The sequence below is a fragment of the Pseudomonas spartinae genome, from assembly GCF_965197125.1.
Lineage (GTDB): Bacteria > Pseudomonadota > Gammaproteobacteria > Pseudomonadales > Pseudomonadaceae > Aquipseudomonas > Aquipseudomonas composti_A.
Genome location: NZ_CBDAMB010000005.1, coordinates 108,862 through 129,642 on the forward strand (window position 1 = coordinate 108,862; position 20,781 = coordinate 129,642).

Annotated in this window: 16 protein-coding genes; 5 read left to right on the top strand and 11 right to left on the bottom strand. The window is 64.1% G+C overall.

All coding sequences use genetic code 11. The features are described 5' to 3' along the window. Positions 1-54 precede the first annotated feature (54 nt). The 3 genes from ACN8M7_RS13345 to ACN8M7_RS13355 all read left to right on the top strand — a co-directional run bounded on the left by ACN8M7_RS13345 (position 55) and on the right by ACN8M7_RS13355 (position 5,085). On the top strand, positions 55-1,425 hold the full coding sequence (locus ACN8M7_RS13345; RefSeq protein WP_061238057.1) for a DUF1329 domain-containing protein: 1,371 nt from the start codon (positions 55-57) through the stop codon (positions 1,423-1,425). 192 nt (positions 1,426-1,617) lie between these two features. Continuing rightward, positions 1,618-2,712, top strand: coding sequence for a WD40/YVTN/BNR-like repeat-containing protein (locus tag ACN8M7_RS13350; RefSeq protein ID WP_490261067.1), 1,095 nt, complete (start codon positions 1,618-1,620; stop codon positions 2,710-2,712). Positions 2,713-2,730: 18 nt separating this feature from the next. Next, positions 2,731-5,085: an efflux RND transporter permease subunit gene (locus ACN8M7_RS13355; RefSeq protein ID WP_061238055.1), complete on the top strand. Its 2,355-nt coding sequence runs from the start codon at positions 2,731-2,733 to the stop codon at positions 5,083-5,085. Between the two features lie 360 nt (positions 5,086-5,445). On the opposite strand, the gene ACN8M7_RS13360 is transcribed toward ACN8M7_RS13355, so the two are convergent. The 9 genes from ACN8M7_RS13360 to ACN8M7_RS13400 form a co-directional block, all read right to left on the bottom strand. Beyond that, positions 5,446-7,086: a BatD family protein gene (locus tag ACN8M7_RS13360; RefSeq protein WP_490261068.1), complete on the bottom strand. Its 1,641-nt coding sequence runs from the start codon at positions 7,084-7,086 to the stop codon at positions 5,446-5,448. Continuing rightward, a complete protein-coding gene (locus ACN8M7_RS13365; RefSeq protein WP_490261069.1) occupies positions 7,083-8,843 on the bottom strand; it encodes a VWA domain-containing protein in 1,761 nt (586 codons plus the stop codon). The genes ACN8M7_RS13360 and ACN8M7_RS13365 overlap by 4 nt, the downstream gene beginning before the upstream one ends. After that, positions 8,840-9,844, bottom strand: a complete 1,005-nt coding sequence (locus ACN8M7_RS13370) for a vWA domain-containing protein (RefSeq protein WP_490261070.1) — start codon at positions 9,842-9,844, stop codon at positions 8,840-8,842. The genes ACN8M7_RS13365 and ACN8M7_RS13370 overlap by 4 nt, the downstream gene beginning before the upstream one ends. Continuing rightward, positions 9,837-10,331 carry a DUF4381 domain-containing protein gene (locus ACN8M7_RS13375; RefSeq protein ID WP_490261071.1) on the bottom strand — a complete coding sequence of 165 codons (495 nt, stop codon included), beginning with the start codon at positions 10,329-10,331 and terminating at the stop codon, positions 9,837-9,839. Before ACN8M7_RS13375 ends, ACN8M7_RS13370 begins: the two co-directional genes overlap by 8 nt. Beyond that, the gene (locus ACN8M7_RS13380) at positions 10,328-11,275 is read right to left on the bottom strand and encodes a DUF58 domain-containing protein (protein ID WP_061238050.1); all 948 of its coding nucleotides are present in this window, start codon (positions 11,273-11,275) and stop codon (positions 10,328-10,330) included. The genes ACN8M7_RS13375 and ACN8M7_RS13380 overlap by 4 nt, the downstream gene beginning before the upstream one ends. A 99-nt stretch (positions 11,276-11,374) precedes the next feature. Then, positions 11,375-12,334 carry an AAA family ATPase gene (locus tag ACN8M7_RS13385; RefSeq protein WP_061238049.1) on the bottom strand — a complete coding sequence of 320 codons (960 nt, stop codon included), beginning with the start codon at positions 12,332-12,334 and terminating at the stop codon, positions 11,375-11,377. Positions 12,335-12,533: 199 nt separating this feature from the next. Next, on the bottom strand, positions 12,534-13,463 hold the full coding sequence (locus ACN8M7_RS13390) for a 5-oxoprolinase subunit C family protein (RefSeq protein WP_490261072.1): 930 nt from the start codon (positions 13,461-13,463) through the stop codon (positions 12,534-12,536). Continuing rightward, positions 13,460-14,173: a 5-oxoprolinase subunit B family protein gene (locus tag ACN8M7_RS13395; protein WP_061238047.1), complete on the bottom strand. Its 714-nt coding sequence runs from the start codon at positions 14,171-14,173 to the stop codon at positions 13,460-13,462. Before ACN8M7_RS13395 ends, ACN8M7_RS13390 begins: the two co-directional genes overlap by 4 nt. Then, entirely contained in the window at positions 14,170-14,922 is a 753-nt protein-coding gene (locus tag ACN8M7_RS13400; RefSeq protein WP_061238046.1) for a 5-oxoprolinase subunit PxpA, read from the bottom strand. Before ACN8M7_RS13400 ends, ACN8M7_RS13395 begins: the two co-directional genes overlap by 4 nt. Before the next feature lie 427 nt (positions 14,923-15,349). Between ACN8M7_RS13400 and ACN8M7_RS13405 the strand changes: the two genes are divergently transcribed. After that, positions 15,350-16,255 carry a TRAP transporter substrate-binding protein gene (locus tag ACN8M7_RS13405; RefSeq protein WP_082768014.1) on the top strand — a complete coding sequence of 302 codons (906 nt, stop codon included), beginning with the start codon at positions 15,350-15,352 and terminating at the stop codon, positions 16,253-16,255. Between the two features lie 53 nt (positions 16,256-16,308). Here the strand turns inward: ACN8M7_RS13405 and ACN8M7_RS13410 are convergent, their stop codons facing one another. Together ACN8M7_RS13410 and ACN8M7_RS13415 are read right to left on the bottom strand one after the other, a co-directional pair. Continuing rightward, positions 16,309-18,192, bottom strand: a complete 1,884-nt coding sequence (locus ACN8M7_RS13410) for a methyl-accepting chemotaxis protein (protein WP_490261073.1) — start codon at positions 18,190-18,192, stop codon at positions 16,309-16,311. 138 nt (positions 18,193-18,330) lie between these two features. Next, on the bottom strand, positions 18,331-19,554 hold the full coding sequence (locus tag ACN8M7_RS13415) for an OprD family porin (protein ID WP_490261074.1): 1,224 nt from the start codon (positions 19,552-19,554) through the stop codon (positions 18,331-18,333). A gap of 271 nt (positions 19,555-19,825) precedes the next feature. Between ACN8M7_RS13415 and ACN8M7_RS13420 the strand changes: the two genes are divergently transcribed. Further along, on the top strand, positions 19,826-20,770 hold the full coding sequence (locus ACN8M7_RS13420; RefSeq protein WP_490261075.1) for a LysR family transcriptional regulator: 945 nt from the start codon (positions 19,826-19,828) through the stop codon (positions 20,768-20,770). Positions 20,771-20,781: the final 11 nt, after the last annotated feature.

Genomic DNA, 20,781 nt, shown 5'->3' on the forward strand with positions numbered 1-20,781 from the left:
AAACACGCCGGGCGCTCTCGGGCGCCCGGCCAGACTCTTCACGGAGAATTACCCATGCTGAACAAGCACAGGCTGATGGCCGTAGCCGTTGCACTGGCGTTTTCTGCCGGTTCCGCTCTGGCTGCCGTTTCCTCGCAGGAAGCGGCCAAGCTCGGCGACACGCTGACCCCCTTCGGCGCCGAGAAGGCTGGCAACGCTGCCGGCACCATTCCGGCTTGGACCGGTGGCATCACCCAGGCTCCGGCTGGCTACACCCGTTCCGGCCAGCACCACATCGATCCGTTCCCGGATGACAAGCCGCTGTTCACCATTACCGCGGCCAACCTGAGCCAGTACGAGGCCAATCTGACCCCCGGTCAGATCGCCATGTTCAAGGCCTATCCGGAAACCTACCAGATGCCGGTCTACCAGACCCGCCGCTCCGGCTCTGCGCCCCAGTGGGTCTATGACAACACCATCAAGAACGCCACCACTGCCAAGTTGGTCGATGGCGGCAACGGCTTCTCCGATGCCTACGGCGGTATCCCGTTCCCGATTCCGCAAAACGGCGTGGAAGCGCTGTGGAACCACATCGCCCGCTACCGCGGCACCTACATCGTGCGGCGTGCCTCGGAAGTGGCGGTACAGCGCAACGGTGCCTACTCGCTGGTTACCTCCCAGCAGGAAGCGCTGTTCAAGTACTACCTGCAGAATGGCTCCTTCGCCGACCTGAACAACATCATGTTCTATTACCTGTCCTTCACCACCAGTCCGGCGCGTCTGGCCGGTGGTGCGGTGCTGGTTCACGAGACCCTCGATCAGGTGAAGGAACCGCGGCAGGCCTGGGGCTACAACGCCGGTCAGCGTCGTGTGCGTCGTGCGCCGAACCTGGCTTACGACACGCCGATCGCGGCGGCCGACGGCCTGCGTACTGCCGACGACACCGACATGTTCAACGGTGCCCCGGATCGCTATGACTGGAAACTGGTGGGCAAGAAGGAAATCTACATCCCGTATAACAACTACAAGGTCACCAGCCCTGACGTTAAGTACAAGGATCTGCTGCAGGTCGGTCACCTGAATCCGGCGCTGACCCGTAACGAGCTGCACCGCGTATGGGTTGTGGAAGGTACGCTGAAGTCCGGCGCCCGTCATATCTACTCCAAGCGCACTCTGTTCCTCGACGAGGACAGCTGGCAAGCCGCCGTGGTGGATCAGTACGACGGTCGTGGTGAGCTGTGGCGCGTTTCCATCGCCTACCTGAAGAACTACTACGATCTGCCGACCACCTGGTCTGCGCTCGATGTGTTCCATGACCTGCAGGCGCGTCGCTACCACGTACAGAACCTGGATAACGAAGAGAACAACACCATCGATTTCACCCAGGCGGTTCCGGACGACGGCTATTTCAAGCCGGCTGCCCTGCGTCGCCGCGGCACTCGATAATAGTTGTGTAGTCTCCAGCGAAGGCCGCTACAGTAGTAGCGGCCTTTTCGCATCAGCGTGGCGAATAGGCTTCTATAACGCGGCTTTTGCTTTAACAAAACATAACGTCGCGCCAATTGTCAGGGCTTTCCTAAGCTCGCTAGGATGGGCGTGATCAGTAGTACCGCCTATAACAAGAAAGGGGGAAGGTATATGAGTGAGCCCGTCATGCGGCGCACCCAGTCCGGTCTGGCGCCCAATCTGGCGCGCAAATCGGCGCTCCGTGTCCATTCGCCGCTGGCTAAAGCGCTCTCGCTGTGCAGTGTGCTTTCCATCCTGGCTTTCGCTGCCGCACCCTTGCAGGCCGAGACCACGGCCAAAGCCGAGGCCGGCTATGCCATTGAGTCGCCCAAGGCCGTACACAGCCTGCTGCTCGATGTCGTCAACACCGGCGAGCGCCTGGTTGCCGTAGGCGACCGCGGCCACATTCTCTATTCCAACGATCAGGGACAAAGCTGGCAGCAGGCCAAGGTGCCAACCCGGCAGATGCTGACGTCCCTGTTCTTCGCCGATGCCCAGCATGGTTGGGTGGTCGGTCACGATGCGCAGATTCTCGCAACGACCGATGGCGGCCTGACCTGGACCAAACAGTTCGAAGACCTCGAGCGCGAAGCGCCGCTGCTGGACATCTGGTTCAAGGACCTGCAAACCGGTTACGCCGTTGGGGCGTACGGCGCGTTGCTGGAAACCACCGATGGCGGCCAGAACTGGGAAGACGTCAGCGATCGTCTCGACAACGAAGACGCCTACCACCTCAATGCCATTGCCGCGGTGAAGGACTCCGGTCTGTTCATCGTCGGCGAGCTGGGGCAGATGTTCCGCTCCGCCGACTGGGGACAGACCTGGGAGCGCATCGAGGACGTACCTTACGAGGGCTCGCTGTTCGGCGTGGTTGGTACCGATCAGCCGGCGACCTTGCTGGTCTACGGTCTGCGCGGCCACCTGTTTCGCTCCACCGACTTCGGGCAAAGCTGGCAGCAGGTCATGCTCAACACGCCGAACAATGGCCCGCTGGAGTTCGGTCTGGCCGATGGCACGCTGCTAAAGGATGGCAGCGTCGTGGTGGTGGGACATGGCGGCACCGTGCTGCGCAGCAAGGATCATGGTCAGACCTTCAGCCTGATCAATCGCCCCGACCGTCTTTCCCTGGCCGGGGTAACTGCACTGGATAACGGCAACCTGATTCTGGTGGGTCAGGGCGGCGTTCACCTCGCCGCCTCGAATGGCGCCGATCTGGGCCAACAATAACAAGCCGGGAGCCTTTGCATGAGCAAGCATCAACAACAGCCAGCTTCCTTCCTCGAGCGGCTGATTTTCAACAATCGCCCGGCGGTTATCCTGATCTGCCTGCTGATCAGCATCTTCCTGTTCTATCAGGCTGCGCAGGTGCGCCCGCAGACCAGCTTCGAGAAGATGATTCCGCTGGGCCACCCCTACATCCAGAAGATGCTCGAACACCGTAATGACCTGGCCAACCTGGGCAACACGGTACGTATCTCGGTAGAAGCCACCAACGGCGACATCTTCAGCAAGGAGTACATGGAGACGCTGCGGCAGATCCATGACGAGGCCTTCTACATTCCCGGTGTCGACCGCTCCGGCCTGAAGTCGCTGTGGAGCCCCAGCGTACGCTGGACCGAAGTGACCGAAGAGGGCTTCGCCGGTGGTGAGGTGATCCCGCAGACCTACGACGGCTCTGCCGACAGCCTCGAGGATTTGCGCAGCAACATCCTCAAGTCCGGGCAGATCGGTCGCCTGGTGGCGAACAACTTCAAGTCCAGCATCGTCGACATCCCGCTGCTGGAGTCCTACCCGGACCCGAACGATCAGAGCAAGCTGATCAAGCTCGACTACCAGAAGTTCTCCCACGAGCTGGAAGAGAAGATCCGCGACAAGTACCAGGCGCAAAACCCCGATGTGAAAGTGCACATCATCGGTTTCGCCAAGAAGGTCGGTGACCTGATCGACGGCCTGATCGGTGTGGCGCTGTTCTTCGCCGTGGCCATCGGTATCACCTTCGTCCTGCTGCTGTGGTTCACCCACTGCTTCAAGAGCACGCTGGCGGTGGTCACCACCACGCTGATCGCGGTGATCTGGCAGCTGGGTCTGCTGCACACCCTGGGCTTCGGTCTTGACCCTTACTCGATGCTGGTGCCGTTCCTGGTGTTCGCCATCGGTATTTCCCACGGGGTGCAGAAGATCAACGGCATCGCCATGGCGTCGGGCGAGGCGACCGACGCCCTGTCCGCCGCGCGCATGGCGTTCCGTCAGCTGTTCATTCCTGGCCTGGTGGCGCTGCTGTCCGACGCCGTCGGTTTCGTCACCCTGCTGCTGATCGACATCGGCGTGATTCGCGAACTGGCCATCGGCGCATCGATGGGCGTGGCGGTGATCATTCTGACCAACCTGATCCTGCTGCCGGTGATGATCTCCTACATCGGCATCAGTCAGAAGGCGGTGAAGATCAGTCGTGAAGAGGCGGCCAAGGACCATCCGTTCTGGCGCGCCATTTCCAACTTTGCCCATCCGATGGTGGCGCCCATCTCCGTCGTGGTCGCCGTGGTGGCGCTGGCTGGCGGTGTCTGGTACGGCCAGAACCTGAAGATCGGCGACCTCGACCAGGGCGCGCCGGAGCTGCATCCGGACTCGCGCTACAACTTGGATAACGACTTCGTCATCCGCAACTACTCGACCAGTTCCGACGTGCTGGTGGTGATGATCAAGACGCCTACCGAAGGCTGTTCCACCTATGAAGCGCTGTCCGCGATGGACGAGCTGATGTGGAAGATGGAGAACACCGAAGGCGTGCAGTCGGCCATCTCCATGGTCACTGTGTCCAAGCAGGTGATCAAGGGCATGAACGAGGGCAACCTGAAATGGGAAACCCTGTCGCGCAACCAGGACGTGCTGAACAACTCCATCGCCCGAGCTGAAGGGCTGTACAACGCAGACTGTTCGGTGGCACCGGTGCTGGTGTTCCTCGAGGATCACAAGGCCGAGACCCTGTCGCGCGCCGTGGCCGCCGCCGAAGAGTTCGCCGCTCAGCACAGCACCGATGATCTGCAGGTGGTACTGGCAGCGGGCAACGCCGGTATCGAGGCCGCCACCAATGAGGTGATCGCGGCGTCCGAGACCACCATGCTGATCGCGGTCTATGCGGCGGTGAGCATCATGTGCCTGCTGACGTTCCGCTCGCTGGCTGCGACGCTGTGCGTGATCCTGCCGCTGGTGCTGACCTCGGTACTGGGCAACGCGCTGATGGCGTTCATGGGCATCGGCGTCAAGGTTGCCACGCTGCCGGTGATCGCGCTGGGTGTGGGGATCGGTGTCGACTACGGCATCTACATCTACAGCCGCCTGGAGACCTACCTGCGTCAGGGATTGTCCCTGCAGGACGCGTACTACGAGACGCTCAAGTCCACCGGCAAGGCCGTGCTGTTCACCGGTATCTGCCTGGCCATCGGCGTGGCGACCTGGATCTTCTCGGCCATCAAGTTCCAGGCCGACATGGGGCTGATGCTGACCTTCATGTTCCTCTGGAACATGATCGGCGCGATCTGGTTGCTGCCGGCACTGGCGCGTTTCCTGATCAACCCGGAGAAGTTGCGCGCCAAGGCTTGAAGCCTGGCTCGCAAGACCAGAACCGCGGCCCTCGGGCCGCGGTTTTTGTTTTTTGCGATGTAGTTGAGCGCTGGCCCCGGATTGCATCCGGGCCACGAGCCGTCGTGCGGCGATGGGGGGGAGGCGCTTTAGCGGCGAGCTTTGATCACGGCTAAAGCCGCTCCCGCAGGTGCCATGCGGCCATGCCGGGATACCCGCGCACTGTTGTGGGGGGAGTGGCCGGGCTGCAGCCGCGATACTGTTCAGAGCGCATGGTGGATGCGGCTTTGCTGTCGCTTGGATGACGCTTTTCCCATCCGCAATGCGTGGTGCGGATGCCTTGGCCCGTAGCCCGGATGCAACCCGGGGCGCGTGGATACCTTAGCGCGGATACAGCGGCGGTAGTGCGCTGCTGTCCTGCTGCGCCGCACTCGGTTCCTGCGCAGCGGGCAGGTTGCGAATCGCTTTCCACAGTTCCTCGCCTTGCCACTGCTGGCCCGTCTCGCTGTACAGCGCGCCGTTGAGACCATCGAGTGCGTCCGACAGCGGCACATAGCGCGCCGCCATGTCGGCGAGGGTTTCCGGTTGTTGGCGGGCCCAGGCGTCCAGGGCATGGCGGGTGGCCTGGGCATCGCCAGCCTGGCAGGCGCGCTTGAGATCATCGAGCAGCGTGCGCGGGCTGGGTCCGGCCTGTGCCGCGCGCTGGATTGCCGGTTGCCGGCGGGCATGCCACCACAGGCCGAAGCCGAGCAGGGTGGTCAGGCTCAGCAGCGCACAGGCCAGTTGCCAGGGCCAGAGCTCCGGCCCCTCGATCACCTGGGGCGTGACCATCGGCGTAGTGGGTTGTTCGTCGTTCTGCAGTAGCGGGTTTTCGGCGACCTGCAGGGTGCGGGCGGACAGGGTGGTGCGCTCCAGCGTGTCGGTCTGGGTGTTCCACCACAATATTTCCAGCGGCGGCAGTTCGAAGCTGCCGCTGCGATTGGGCACCAGTGCCTCGCGTTCTTCGCGGGTGCCGATGATGCCGTTCTCGCTCTTCTGGTCGCTCATCTGCGGCTGGTCCGGGTAGCGACGCAGGCCATCGACGCGGGTCGCCGGCAAGGGCGGCAGCTGTGCGCTGGACAGGCCATCGACCTTGAGAATCAGGCGGCGGGTCAGGGAATCGCCGACCTGGCTCTGCTCCGGTTGCGGGTTCCAGGTTTCCGCCAGGCCCAGCGCGCGTGCTGGCAGCCAGGGCGCGTCAGGCGGGTAGTCAGCCGGTTTGGGTTTGACCTGCAGCGGGATGTCGGGCGACTTGACCCGCGAAACCTTGCCGGCACGAGGGCCGAATGGCAGAAACTCATTGTTGCGCGAGCGGTCGACCAGGGTCGCGCTGAAGGTTTGCCCGGGAATGACCAGTTCGCCGCTGCGCTGTGGATAGATGGCGTACTGCAATTCGATCACGCCGTGCAGCACACCGCCGATGCTCTTTTCGTAGGTGCGCGGTTCGCCCAGTTGTTCGACGCGTGCATCGGGCAGTCGCAGCGGCGTCAGGCTGCTGTCGTCATACATGGACACCGAGTGGTAGATGCGCAGGGTCAACACGGCCTGGGCTTGCACGTAGACGCTGGGTTGATCGAGGCTGGCGTCGATGAACACCGGCGCCAGCTTGTCGCCGTCGCCGGCACTGACGGCTTCCTCGACGCTGAGCGTGATCGGCAGGCTCTGGGCATCCTCCAGGTGGATAGCCGGGATCGTCACCTCGCCGCTGCTGCGTGGTTGCAGGGTCAGGATCCAGCGGGTGCTGGCGCGTGGCGTATCGCCGATGCTGCTCAGGCGATTGACCTGGCGGCTGCCGAGCACTTCGAAGTCCTTATCCAGTGGGCTCAGGTCAGGTCGGCCGAAGCGGGTTGGGTCGGTCGACTCCAGCGTCAGCACCACGGTTTCGCCTTCGCTCAGGCGAGTGCGGTCGACGCTGGCGAAAAAGGCGTCGGCGTAGGCCTGCCCCGCGAGCAGTAGGAGAAGCAGGAAGACCAGACGGTTCATCGGTTCGAGTCCTGACGCTGTTGCTGTTCATACCAGAATTTGCGCCGCAGCAGTTCGGCCGGGTCGTCCGGGATCTGCCGCAACCATTGTTCCAGCGCTTGCCGGCGTTCTGCCGCAGTGCCCAGGTCGGCCTCCGTGCGTGGTTGCTCGACGGGCTCGAGGTCGTCCAGGCTTCTATTGCCGGGGGCGGGCTGCACGTCGTCCTCACTGGCGCCGTTGGCGCTGCCCTGGGTCTCGTTGCTCTCACTGTGTTCGCCAGCGCTGCCTGGCTTGGCCGGTTGCCCGGTGTCCTTCTCGGCGGGCTGTCCGGTGGACGATTCGTTCTCCTGCGGCGGCTCCTTGGCGGGCTCCTGCTGCTCGTCCGAATCGCCTTCGGCGGACTGCTGCTGGTTTTCGCGCTGGCGCAACGCTTCTTCCACCAACGCCTTGTTGTGTTGTGCGGCAGCCAGTTCAGGCTGGCGCTCCAGGGCCTGCTCGTAGGCGTCGAGCGCAGCCTCCAGTTCGCCGCCCTTGGCCAGGGCGTTGCCGCGGTTGTAGTGGTCGACTGCGCTGTCGCCCTTGGCGAAGCGTTCAGCCGCGGCGGCATAGTCCTCGGCTTCATAGAGCGCCTTGCCTTGCCACTGCGGATCGACGAAGCGCTGTGCCGCCTCGTCCGGGCGCTGGGCTTCGAGCAGGCGTTGACCCTGCTGATCGGGGCGCAGCCAGAGGTCCTCGAACTCGAAGGCCTGGCTGCTTTGTGGCGGCAGCATCAGCAGCAGCGGCAGGCAGAACAGCCAGCCACGGCGGCCGGCACAGGCCGCCAGCAACAGCAGGGGCAGCAACAGCCAGTAGCCCTGGTCGATGTGGCTATCGAGCAATGTCGGCTCACCCGCAGCGCGCATGGCCTGCGGGCCGTCGAGCAGGCCCAGGCGACGCAGGTCCTCGTCGTCCAGGCGGATCGGCGCGTAGCGGCCGCCATGGGCTTCCGCGGTTTCCCGCAGGCCACGCGCATCGAGGCGAGGAATCTGAATGGCGCCGCGCTGGTCCTTGAGGAAGCTGCCGTCCTCCTGCACCACCGGAGCGCCTTCGCGGCTGCCTACACCGAGAATCAGCAGCGGCACCTTGCGCTTTTCCAGTGCCTGCTGGATACCGCTGCGTTCCTCTGCATCGAGGGCGCTGGTGATCAGCAACAGGCGACCCTGGCCCAGTTGCGCCTGGTCGAGCAGTTGCAGCGCGCGGGCCACTGCCAGGTCGGCGCGACGGCCCGGTTCCGGCATCAACGATGGTTTCAACGCCTCCAGCAGGTTGCGACTGGTGGCCAGGTCGTCGGAAAGCGGCACCAGGCTGTGGGCGCTGCCGGCATAGACGATGATGGCCGTCTGCGCGTCGCGACGTGCCTCGAGCAGATCGAGCAGCTTGCGCCGGGCCTGCTCCAGTCGATTGGGGCGGCCGTCGGTGGCAAGCATTTGCGGGGTCAGTTCGAGCAGGATCAACAGCGGATCGGCCGGTTTCTGCGGGCTCTGTTCCACGCGCTGCCAGCTCGGGCCGAGCAGCGCCAGCACGGCCAGCAACCAGGCCAGGCCAAGCGCCAGCCAGGGCAGCTTGCTGGAACGGCCACTGCCGCCTGTAAGCAGCGCCTGATGAAAGGCTGCCGGCAGCAGCAGTTGCCAACGTCCGCTCTGGCGCTCGCGATGCCACAGGCGCCAGAGCAACCAGGCCAGCACGGGCACCGCCAGCAACCACAACGGGCGCAGCCATTCCGGCCAGAGCATGCTCATGCGCGCCTCCGCAGCCGCTGCGGCAGATCAGGCCAAAGCACCTGGCCGACCAGGAACAGCGAGCCCAGCAGCACCAGTGCCAGTGGCCAGGCATAGAGGGCCAGGGCAGGGCGGGCCAGGGTGGGCTGCTGGGCAACCGGCTCTAGCCGATCGAGGGTCAGTTCGATCTGTTGCAGCTCGGCCTGGTCGCGTGCGCGGAAATACTCGCCGCCGGTGACATCGCTGATGGCGCGCAGACTGGTTTCGTCCAGGTCCAGGGCGCTGAAACCGAAGTTGCCGAACGCACCGCTTTGCTGCGGGTCGGCGCCGATGCCGATGGTGTAGATGCGTATCCCTTCGTCGGCGGCCAACTGCGCAGCTACCATCGGATCGATCTCGCCCCCGTTGTTCGCGCCATCGGTGATCAGCACCAGCACGCGACTCTGCGCCGGGCGCTGACGCAGGCGTTTCACGGCCAGGCCGATGGCGTCGCCGATGGCCGTGTTCTTGCCCGCGATGCCGATCAGGGCCTCGTCCAGCCAGGTGCGCACGGTGACGCGATCGAACGTTAGCGGGGCCTGCAGATAAGCCTGGCTGCCGAACAGGATCAGGCCAACTCGGTCGCCACGGCGCCCCTCGATGAAGTCACCGAGCAGGCGTTTGACCAGTTCGAGGCGGCTGATCGGCTCGTCGTCCCACTGCATGTCGGCGTAATCCATCGACCCCGAAACATCCACAGCGAGCAGCAGATCGCGGCCGCTGGCTGGCAGCGGCAGTGGTTCGCCGACCCACTGAGGCCGCGCCGCGGCGCACAGCAGCAGGCACCAGAGCAACACCAGGGGCGCCTGCTGACGCCAGCTGGGCAGGGCGGCACGAGCGCGCCGGCCGCTCAGGGCTTGCAGCTCGTCGAGAAAACCAACGCGTAACGCTGCGTCGCCACTGTCAGCGGGCGGCAACAGCAGGCGCAACAGCCAGGGCAGTGGCGCGAGCAGAAAGACCCAGGGCCAGGCGAACTCAAACATGCTTGCGAATCCAGGTGGCGACGGCCTGATCGAGCTCGGTGATGGCCTTGTCGCTCAGTGTGCACTGCGGCCTGTAGCTGCCGTCGACCAGGATCATCCAACGGGTCAGTCCGGCTGCGGGGCAACGATTGTCGAGAAACGCCAGCCAGGCGCGGCTGCTCAGGGTGTGGCTGGCGCTCTCGGGATAGCGTTCGCGGCACAGGCGCTTGAGCAGGGCGTTGAGTTGTTGCAGCCAGGGGCCGGCTGGTGCGCCGTCGTAGGGCTTGCTCAGGCGTGACAGCTCGTCGAGTGCGGCCTGGCGCAGTGGGTCTAGCGCTTGTTCCGCCTGTGAACTGGGCTGACGCCGCCGCCAGCTGCGCAGCAGACGCCAGAGTCCCCAGCCAAGCAGCGGCAGCAGCACGGCGAGCAGCCACCAGCCCGGTGCCGGCGGCCACCAGGGCACGGGCGCTGGGTCGATCAGCGGCTGCAACTGGTCGATGGGGTTCATAGCGACTTTCTCGAATGCAGGGTGCTGAGCTGCTCCTGCAATTGCTCGACCAGCTCGAACTGCGTGCTCAACGGTAGCAGCGGTACCCCCAGTTTCTGCGCTAGGCGCTGCCAGCGCGCTTCACGGGCCTGGGCCTGGGCGCGATAGGCCTGGCGCAGGTCGCCATTGTGGCTGTCGAGTTCCAGCTGCGCAGCGTTCTGGGTGAAGCGCAGCAGGCCGGCAGCCGGCAACGCGTGGTCGAGCGGGTCGGACAGCGGTAGCAGCAGCAGATCGGTGTGGCGCGCCAGCAGCGTCAGTTGCTGCTCGGCGTTGTCGCTGAGGGCGCGCTCATCGCACAGCACGATCACCAGGCTGCCCGGGCGCAACACCTCGCGAGCGCGGCGCAGGGCCAGGCCGAAATTGTCGCGTCCGGTGTTGGCCTGGCTCTGCGGACCGAGCGCCTGGTTGGCGCGGGCCAACAGGTTGAGCAGTTGCAGCAGGCTTTGCTTGCTGCGCCGTGGCTTGACTTCGTGATGCTCGTTGTCGGCGAACACCAGACCGCCGATGCGGTCGTTATGGCCCAGCGCAGCCCAGCCGATCAGCGCGGCGGCGCGCGCTGCGAGCACGGATTTGAAGCACTGGCCGGAGCCGAAGAACAGGCGCTGGCTCTGTTCACTGATGATGAAGATGGGGCGCTCGCGCTCTTCGTGGAACAGCTTGGTGTGTGGCTCCTGGGTGCGTGCGGTGACGCGCCAGTCGATGGTGCGCACGTCGTCGCCCGGTTGGTAGATACGCACCTGGTCGAAGTCCACGCCACGACCGCGCAGCTTGGAGTGATGCAGGCCAGTCAGCGGGCTGCGCCGGGCCGGGGTGGAAAACAGCGGCACTTCATGCACCTTGTGGCGCATGTCGATGAGCTCGCCGAGGGCGATATGGATGCCGGGTTGGCTGGCCGGGGTTTGCATGGGCTCAGCCCGTAGCCCGGATGCAATCCGGGGAGGCTGCGTGATCTGCCCCGGATTGCATCCGGGCTACGTGGGACAGGCGCATGGGGCGCGGCTGCATCAGGCCACCGCCACCACGTCGAGGATGCGCTGGATCACACGGTCCTGGTCGACGCCCGAGGCCTCGGCCTCGAAGGACAGGATGATGCGGTGGCGCAGCACGTCGAACAGCACCGCCTGGATGTCCTCAGGGCTGACGAAATCGCGGCCGGCCAGCCAGGCATGGGCGCGCGCGCAGCGGTCGAGGGCGATGGAGCCGCGTGGGCTGGCGCCATAGGCAATCCAGTCGGCCAGCTCGGTGTCGAACTTGGCTGGTGTGCGGCTGGCCATCACCAGTTGCACCAGGTATTCCTCCACGGCATCGGCCATGTACAGGCCGAGAATCTCCTTGCGCGCCGCGAACACAGCCTGCTGGCTGACCCGATGCTCGGGCTTGGCTTCACCGTTGAGCGCATCGCCACGGGCCTGGGCGAGGATCTTGCGTTCCACTGCCGCATCGGGAAAACCGATCTTCACGTGCATCAGGAAGCGGTCGAGCTGCGCTTCGGGCAGCGGGTAGGTGCCTTCCTGCTCGATGGGGTTCTGCGTGGCCATGACCAAAAACAGTGGCGACAGGTCGTAGGTCGAGCGGCCGACCGAAACCTGGCGCTCGGCCATGGCTTCGAGCAGCGCCGACTGTACCTTGGCCGGCGCGCGGTTGATCTCGTCGGCCAGCACCAGGTTGTGGAAGATCGGCCCCTGCTGGAACACGAAACTGCCGGTTTCCGGGCGGTAGATCTCGGTACCGGTGATGTCCGCGGGCAGCAGGTCAGGAGTGAACTGGATGCGATGAAACTCGCCTTCGATGCCTTCGGCCAGCTCCTTGATCGCCTTGGTCTTGGCCAGGCCCGGTGCACCTTCGACCAGCAGATGGCCGTCGGCGAGCAGCGCGATCAGCAAACGCTCGATGAGCTTTTCCTGACCGAGAATCTGGGTGGAGAGAAATTGGCGTAATGCAACCAGTGCTTCTCGGTGTTCCATCGTCGGGCTCTTCTGGCAGATGGGCGCGGCTTTTTATGGCTGCGCGTGCAGACCGCCGACTTTAATGCATTTGCCGCTTCAGCCGCTATCGGCGACGTTGGTGATGAACCGTCTGGCAACAGAAATGAGCAGGGCGTCGCTTGTGCTTCGATGGGCCCGCCCTTGGTGCAGGCGGGCCATCGAGGCCGCCGGCGCAGCGCTACTGCCACTGCGCCAGGAGTCGGCGCTGGGCGTGCAGGGCGCTGTCCTGGGTGGTGGGCGCAAGGCGCACGGTCTGCCCTGGCAGGCATTGCGCCAACAGCGCCACGGCCTGTGGTGTCAACGCCCCCAGGCGCGGGTAGCCACCGATGGTCTGGCGGTCGTTGAGCAGGATGATCGGCTGGCCGTCCGGCGGTACCTGTACGGCGCCCAGCGGTATGCCCTCGGAAATCATCGAGCCGCGCTGACAGTGCAATGGCGGGCCATCGAGACGAATGCCCATGCGGTCGGCGCGCTGGTCGATCAGCCATGGGCTGTTGAACGCGTCGAACAGACTCTGCCCGCGAAAGTCGCCAATCTGCGCGCCCAGCACCAGCTGCAGGCGCGGTGCATCCTGATACTCGGGAACCAGCTCGGCAGGCATCTGCCGCGTTGCACTGGCGCTCGCACGCCAGCCCAGCGAGTCACCGGTCGCGATGGCGCGGCCGTCGCCGTGCAGGCCGCCAAGACCTTCGCGCAGCATGCTGGCGCAGCTGCCGAGCACCAGGGGCGCCTGGAATCCTCCCGGCGCTGCCAGGTAGGCACGGGCGCCTTGGCGTGGCTGGGCAAAGCTCAGGCGCTGGCCTTTGCGTACCTCGACGCTGCGCCAGGGCGCCAGCGGCTGGTCATCCAGCCGAGCGCCAAGGTCGGCACCGGTCAGCGCCAGAGTCGCGTCGCGGCTGCATTCGAATTCGGCGTTGCCCAGGGTGATCTCCAGCACGGCGGCCGTCAGAGGGTTGCCCAACAGCCAGTTGGCCCAGCGATGAGCGATCCAGTCCAGGGCGCCGCACTGGGTCACGCCAAGATGGCGCACGCCGAAGCGACCGCCGTCCTGCAGCTGGATGAAAGGACTGCTGCGCAAGACCCGCAGGCCGGCGTCGATAGCGCTCATTGGCTGGCCTCCAGCGGACTGTCGTCGCCGCCCAGGCGGATGAATTCGGCGTGGTCGATGGGCACAAAACGTACGCGGTCACCGGGCTGCAGCAGGCTGTAACCCTCGATATCGCTGCCGAACAGGCGGCTTGGCGTGCGCCCGATCAGGTTCCAGCCGCCGGGTGATACCACCGGGTAGGCGGCCGTCTGCCGTTCGGCAATGCCGACGCTGCCGGGCGCGATGCGCTTGCGCGGTGTGCTCAGGCGTGGTGTGGCGAGGATTTCCTCGACCAGACCCATGAAGGCGAAACCGGGGGCGAAGCCCAGGGCGAATACCTGGTAGGCGTGGCCGCTGTGGCGGGCGATCACTTGCGCTTCGCTGAGGCCGCTGCGGCGCGCCAGCAGTTGCAGTTCAGGGCCGACGCTGCGGTCGTACCAGGTCGGCAACTGGTGCTCGCGGCCGCCTTGCAGGTCGGCGGGTTGCAAGCCGTCGAGCGCCTCGGCCACTTTCGCTCGCGCCTGCTCACTGCCCAGCTGGCACAGGTCGTAGTGCAACAGCAGCGTGGTGTAGGAGGGCACCAGATCGATCAGTGCCTCGCCGAACGCGTCCTGCAGGCGCGTGCGTGCTGCCAGCATCCACGGCATGTTGGCTTCATCGATCACGTCGAACAGGCGCAGGATCAGGCTGTCGATGCCGGCGACTTCCAGCCGCAGGTTGGGCGCCTTCATGCTTGAGTCAGGCTGTCGAAGGCCTGCCGGATACGTTGCACGGCGGCCACCGAACTGGCGTTATCGCCATGCACGCACAGGGTCTGTGCGGCCAGCGTCAGAGCACTGCCGTCGTTGGCTTGAAGAGCTTCGCCACGCGCCAGGGCCAGCGCCTGGCCGACGATCACCTCGCTGTCGTGATGCACGGCGCCCGGCAGGCTGCGGCCGAGCAGAAAACCGTCGGCGTCGTAGGCGCGGTCGGCGAAAGCCTCGAACCACAGGGTCAGGCCGAATTCGTCGCCCAGTGCCTGGGCGGCAGCGTTGTCGCGGGTGCACATCAGCATCAGCGGCAGCTGGCGATCGTACTTGGCCACGGCGCTCATCACCGCGCGCAGGGTGGCGGGCTTGCGCATCATGTCCTGGTACAGCGCGCCGTGCGGTTTGACGTAACTGACGTGCGCGCCCTGGCTACGGCAGATGCCTTCCAGCGCGCCGATCTGGTAGAGCATCAGGTCTTCGACTTCCTGGGGTGTGCAGTCCATCGAACGGCGGCCAAAACCGACCAGGTCCTGGTAGGCGGTGTGCGCACCGATGCGTACGTCGTGGGCCATGGCCAGGGCCACGGTCTTGCGCATCACGCTGGGGTCCGAGGCGTGGAAGCCGCAGGCGATGTTGGCGCAGTCGATATAGGGCATGACCTCGGCGTCCAGGCCCATGGTCCAGGCGCCGAAGCTTTCGCCGATGTCGCAATTCAAAAGCAGGCTGTTCAAGTGAGCATCCTAATCATGACGTGCATGGATGTGGTCCGACAGCTAGGGGCTGTTCTGCGGTGTGGCTTCATTTTTCCGCTGCCGCTTGAGGGCGTCCAACTAATAAAAACAGCCGCCGGAGATAGGAAAAGCTGATGGTGGCAGGCATCGGATTTTTCGATCGCCAGACGCTGGTTTTTCCCGTTGGACAGCCTTATCGCGGCCCTCGACAGTAGTTTGGGTGAGACGCTCCTTGGCGCCGTCCTGGCGCAACCCCCGGCGTCTCCCGTACCCGGGGGTTTTTGCGTTTCTTTCGAGTCGACTCAGTAACTGGCCATCAGTCTACGGGGGAATCCCAATGAAGACCGCACCTGGCATGCCCGCGCTCTGCGCATTGCTCGTCGCTCTACCTCTGGCTTTACCCCTGTACGGCGCTGAACGTTGGTCCATGTCCGTGGAACAGCCCGCCGGCAACTTCATCAGCCGAGTGGCGGTGGACTTCGCCAGGAATGTTCGTCAGGCCACCAATGGCCAGTTGGATATTCGCGTCCACCCCAACTCAACCTTGTATCGCCGTCCTGAAGTGAAGCCGGCAGTTGCCCGCGGCGATATTCAGATGGGTGATGTGTTCATGTCCGTGCTGGGCAGCGAGGATCCGATCTACGAGCTCGACAGCCTGCCTTTTCTCGCCACCGACTACGAGCAGGCTCGCAAGCTGTGGGCGTTGAGCCGTGCGGCGGTGGAGCGGCGCCTGCTTGCTGATGGCGTGCGTCTGCTTTACGCGGTGCCCTGGCCGGCGCAGAGCCTGTTCAGCAATCGCCCGCTGCGGGCTATCGAGGATGTTCGTGACCTGCGCTTTCGCAGCTACAACCCGACCATTTCGCGTCTGGCCCATCTGCTCCATGCGCAGCCGACGACCATCAACACCGAGGATGTACCGCAGGCGTTTCGCGATGGCCAGGTGGACATCATGCTCACTTCCAGCGCGACAGGCATGGACCTGCGCGCCTGGGACTTCGTCTCGCATTTCTACGATGTGCGCGCCTTCATTCCGAAAAACATCGTCATCGTCAACGAGCGTGCTTTCCAACGATTACCCAAGGCTCAGCAACATGCACTGCTGCATGCCGCTGAGCGCGCCGAGCGGGCCGGGTGGGAATTGTCCTGGGCGTTGACCGGTTATCAGACGCGGATGCTCGCCAGGCGTGGCATGACCGTGGTGCAGGACATCGAGCCGCAACTGCACCGGGGGCTGAGCGAGGTGGGGCAGCAGCTCACCGAGGAATGGCTGGCGCGTGCAGGCAAGGATCATGCGCAAATCATCGAAGCTTATCTCGACGCACAGCCACGTTAGCGCGCCTGTGCCAATGCCCACTCGGCACAGCGCCGAGCGGGTATTCGCTTTACTCAGGCCAGGCGGAACTGCCTGGCGCTGCGCCCCAGTGCGTCGACCTGGGACGACAACCCTTCGGTGTGGCCATCCAGGGCGTGGCGCAGATCCTTGCTCTGGCCCGTGTGCAGGTTGATGGTTTCCATCTTGTCGGCGATGTCCTCAGTGGTGGTGGACACTTCCTCGATGGCCACCACAACCTGGTTCATCTCGCCGGTCAGCCGCTCCATCGCCGAGGTGATGGAGGTGATCGCATCCGCCACCTGGGCGGCATGTCGCTCGCTGTCGGCGGCCAGGTTCAGGCCGTTGCTCATCAGCTGATGCATGTGCCGGGTCTGTTGCTGGAACTCGCCGACGATGGCGCTGATGTCGGTGGTTGCCGAGACGGTCTTCTGTGCCAGCGAACGCACTTCATCGGCCACTACCGAGAAACCGCGACCAGCATCGCCGGCGCGCGCCGCCTCGATGGCCGCGTTGAGCGCGAGCAGGTTGGTCTGATCGGCGAGGCTGTTGATCACATCGACGATGCCATTGACCCGCGCGCTGCTCTGGCCGAGGGCATCGACCTGGCTGTGGGTGTCCTGAATCAACTGCGCCAGGAGACTCATGCTGTCGACGCTGGCGGCGATCACTTCGCCGCCGTTACGCGCGGCATCGTAGGCGCTGGAGGTGGCGGTGCCGACTTGCGCTGTGCGCTGCGCCATGTCGTTGAGGGTGGCGCTGATCTGGTGCGAGGCCGAGGCAGCCTGCTCGGTCTGCATTTCCACTTGGTTACTGTTGTCACCCAACTGCTGCATGGCGTCGCCCAGGTGACTATGCAGGCGGCTCAGCTCGCCATTGGCACGCACCACCTCGGCAACGATACCGCCGATGCCCTGGATCATGCGGTTGGCGGCATCGGCCAGCTGGTTGAATTCGTCGCGCGGGTTGCTACCCACGGGCAACTTGCCGGTGAGATCGCCGGAGGCCACCTGGCTGAGCAACTGAATGACGTTGCGCAGGCGTGTGACCAGGGTGCGTGACGCTTGCAGCAGGGTGAAGCAGAGCAGGGCGGCGACGGCGAGGAAACTCAGGCCCATGATCCACAGTGCCGACAGGCGGGCCTGTTCGGCTTCCTGCGTACGGCGCAGCAGCAGGCCGCCTTGCAGGGCTTGCGCCTGCTCTTCGACGCGCGTCTGCAGCTGTTCGCCGAGCTCACGCAAACGCTGATTGGTCGCGTTGATACGCTCGATGTTGTCATGGATATCGGTGAACGCCTGGGCATAGCCCTGCACGTTCTTGCCGATCGGCGTGTCCTGCCATTCGAGATCCGCGATCTGCTCCTGCAGCTTGCCGATTGCCGTCAGGGCAATCTGGGCGAAGGCTGGATCGAAAGTCGACAGGTAGTCACGCTGGCTGCTCAGGGCGCTGCTGATGAAGGGTTTGATCAGATCGAAGCTGATCGCCTCCAGCGCCTTGCCTTTCTCGGTCAGCGTTTTGCGTTGGCCTTCGAAGGGCGTCAGGCCCAGCGCCTGGTTCAGGCTCAGCCACTGGCGCTGTTGCGCCAGTTCCTCCAGCAGTACGGCCTGGATCTGCCGGGCGTGTTGCACGGTCGCGTCATCGTCCAACGCTTGAGCTTGTGTTAACAGATGTCCGACAAGTTCTTGCAGTTCATCGAGGCCGTTGCCGAATGCGCCCTGCAGGTCAGGCGTGATCTGCTGGCGCAGTGCGTTCTGTTGCCACCAGTGGTTCATCAGCTGGGTACTCGCGCTGGCATAGGCAGCGGCCCGCTCCCTTGCCTGTAATGCGCTGCTGACGCTATGGCTGGCCCACAGAGAGGCGGCCGCCATGAGCATCAGGCTGATCAGGGTAAGCGCGACAAGGGCGCGGAATTTTTGTTGCCAGGACAGTAAAAAGCTCACGATAACGCCTCGCCATCTTCTTCGGGATGATGCTCAGGAATCGGCAAGTTGTCATACAACTTGATTAAAAGTCTATGGTCTTCTTGCTTTCCGAGAAATGCGAACGGGGCCGCAAGGGCCCCGTCATCGGTTTAATGCTTACCAAAGCGGCAGGGTGTAGCTGAGAATCAGGCGATTCTCGTCGAGATCGTTGCCGAAGTTGGAGCGAACGGTGGCGTTACGCCATTTCAGCCCCAGGTTCTTCAGCGGACCGTCCTGGACCACGTAGGCGATATCGGTATTGCGTTCCCATTCCTTGCCTTCGCTGCTGCGACCGGCGACCTCGACGTTGTCGCCGGAAATGTAGCGGGTCATGAAGGTCAGGCCGGGGATCCCGATGCTGGCGAAGTTGTAGTCGTAGCGCACCTGCCAGGAGCGTTCTTCGACGTTGGCGAAGTCGTTGATCTGCACGAAGTTGACCAGGAACGGGTCGCTGCTGGCGATGTACGGGAACGGATCGTCACCGCTCATGCGCTGGTAGCCGGCGCCGAAGGCATGGCCGCCCAGGCTGTAGGTGAACATGGCGCCGAAGGCCTTGTTGTCGAGGTCGCGGAAGTTGCCGTCCTCGCGGCTTTGCGAGTAACGCAGGTCGGTCTTGAGCGACTGGCCATCGCCCAGTGGCAGCACATGTAACAGGGTGCCGTAGTACTGCTGGTAGATATCCTCGAGGGTGCCGTAATGCAGGCCGGCGGTCAGCTGCGGGGTGATCTTGTACTCGCCGCCGCCGAACATGAAGGAGTCGCTGCTGCCGCCGATGCGGTTGCCGGTCATCTCGGTGTAGTCGGTGGAGCTGTTGGCCTTGATGCGGTTGATCTTGCCGCCCTGCAGGGTCAGGTTGTCGACTTCCTGCACGTTGAGCAGGGCGCCCTGGAAGGTCTGCGGCAACAGGCGCGAGTCGTTGGCCGAGACGATCGGGCTGCGGAACTGCAGAGCGCCGACTTTCAGCGTGCTGTTGGACAGCTTCACCTTGCCGGTCAGGGCGAGCTTGGAATATTCATCTTGCGAGCCGCCTGAGCGGTCGGCCGGCAGCAGGCCGCTGCCGGCGGTGCCGTCACCAGAGTCGAGTTTCAGGCCGAGCATCCCCAATGCATCGATACCGAAACCAACGGTGCCCTCGGTATAGCCCGATTCCATGCGCAGCAGAAAGCCCTGCGCCCACTCCTCGGCCTTGTCACGGGCGCCGCTCTGGCGGAAATCGCGGTTGAAGTAGAAGTTACGCATCTCGACGCTGGCCTTGCTGTCGTCGATGAGGTCGGCCAGTGCCAGCGTCGGCATGGCGCTGCCGAGCAGCAGCGCAGAGGCCAATGGGTAAGAGGTTTTCATGGTTGCAGTGTCTCCTGTTGGGAGCGCGCAGCGGCGAGAGCGGCTGCTTGGCAGAGCGCGTTTTGAATGATGTTGTTGTGGTCTGCGCAGAGCGCGGCGCCATTCTTCAAAGCGTTGTTCGGCGGCGTCCAACGAGAAAAAACAGGGGGCCAGCGATAGGAAAATTCATCGGCTGCGCGAAAAACCTCTGGCATACAACCTGCTACGCCTGAGGCTGCGTGGGCGCTGCAAATCGGCCCCTTATGAGAACATTGCGAAGAGGCGTTACGGCATGAATCTGAGATTTCTCGAGACCTTCGTTTGGGTGGCGCGGCTCAAGAGCTTCCGCCTGACAGCCGAGAAGCTGTTCAGCACCCAGGCCTCCATTTCCAGCCGTATTGCCGCGCTCGAGGATGAACTCGGTACCCGTCTTTTTCTGCGCGACTCCAAAGGTGTGTCATTGACGCCGGAAGGGCAGAAGGTGCTCGAATACGCCGAGCGCATGATCGACACCATGCAGGCCTTGAAGCAGTCGATCAGCGATACCGGCAACATTCAGGGACGCATTCGCGTCGGCGCGATGGATACCGTCATTCACACCTGGTTGAGTCCGTTCGTAACACGAGTGATGGAGCGCTACCCTGCGGTGGAGATCGAGCTGACCGCCGACACTGCGCGCAACCTCAACGAGCAACTGCTCAAGGGCTATCTGGATATCGTGTTCCAGACCGACATGGTCAACGGCGACAGCGTGCGCAATCTGGAACTGGCCGCATTTCCGGTGCGCTGGATCGTGCCGACCGGTTCGCTGTATCACCGCCGCTACGCCTCGATGGAGGAGCTGGCACGCGAGCGCATCATCACCTTCTCGAAGAACTCGCGGCCGCATCAGGACATTCTCAACTTGCTGCATGCTGGCAGCGTCAGCGCGCCGCGCATCAATTGCGTCAACTCCATCGCCGCGATGACGCGTCTGATCCGCGACGGTTTCGGTATCGGCGCGCTGCCGCCAGCGCTGGTGCATGACGAGCTCAAGCAGGGGTTGCTGACCACGCTCGACGAGGTGCCGGAGCCGCCGCCCTTGCCGGTGGTCGCCACCTGGCGCACGGGCGTGGGCCTGGAACTCAGTGAAGACATCATTGCCCTGGCCTGCGAGGCGCTGGACGTCTATGCCGAGGAGATGGGCGAGGCATGCATGGCACGGGTCGCGCCAACGCCGGAACAGCAAAGCGCCTGATCGCCGTTGCG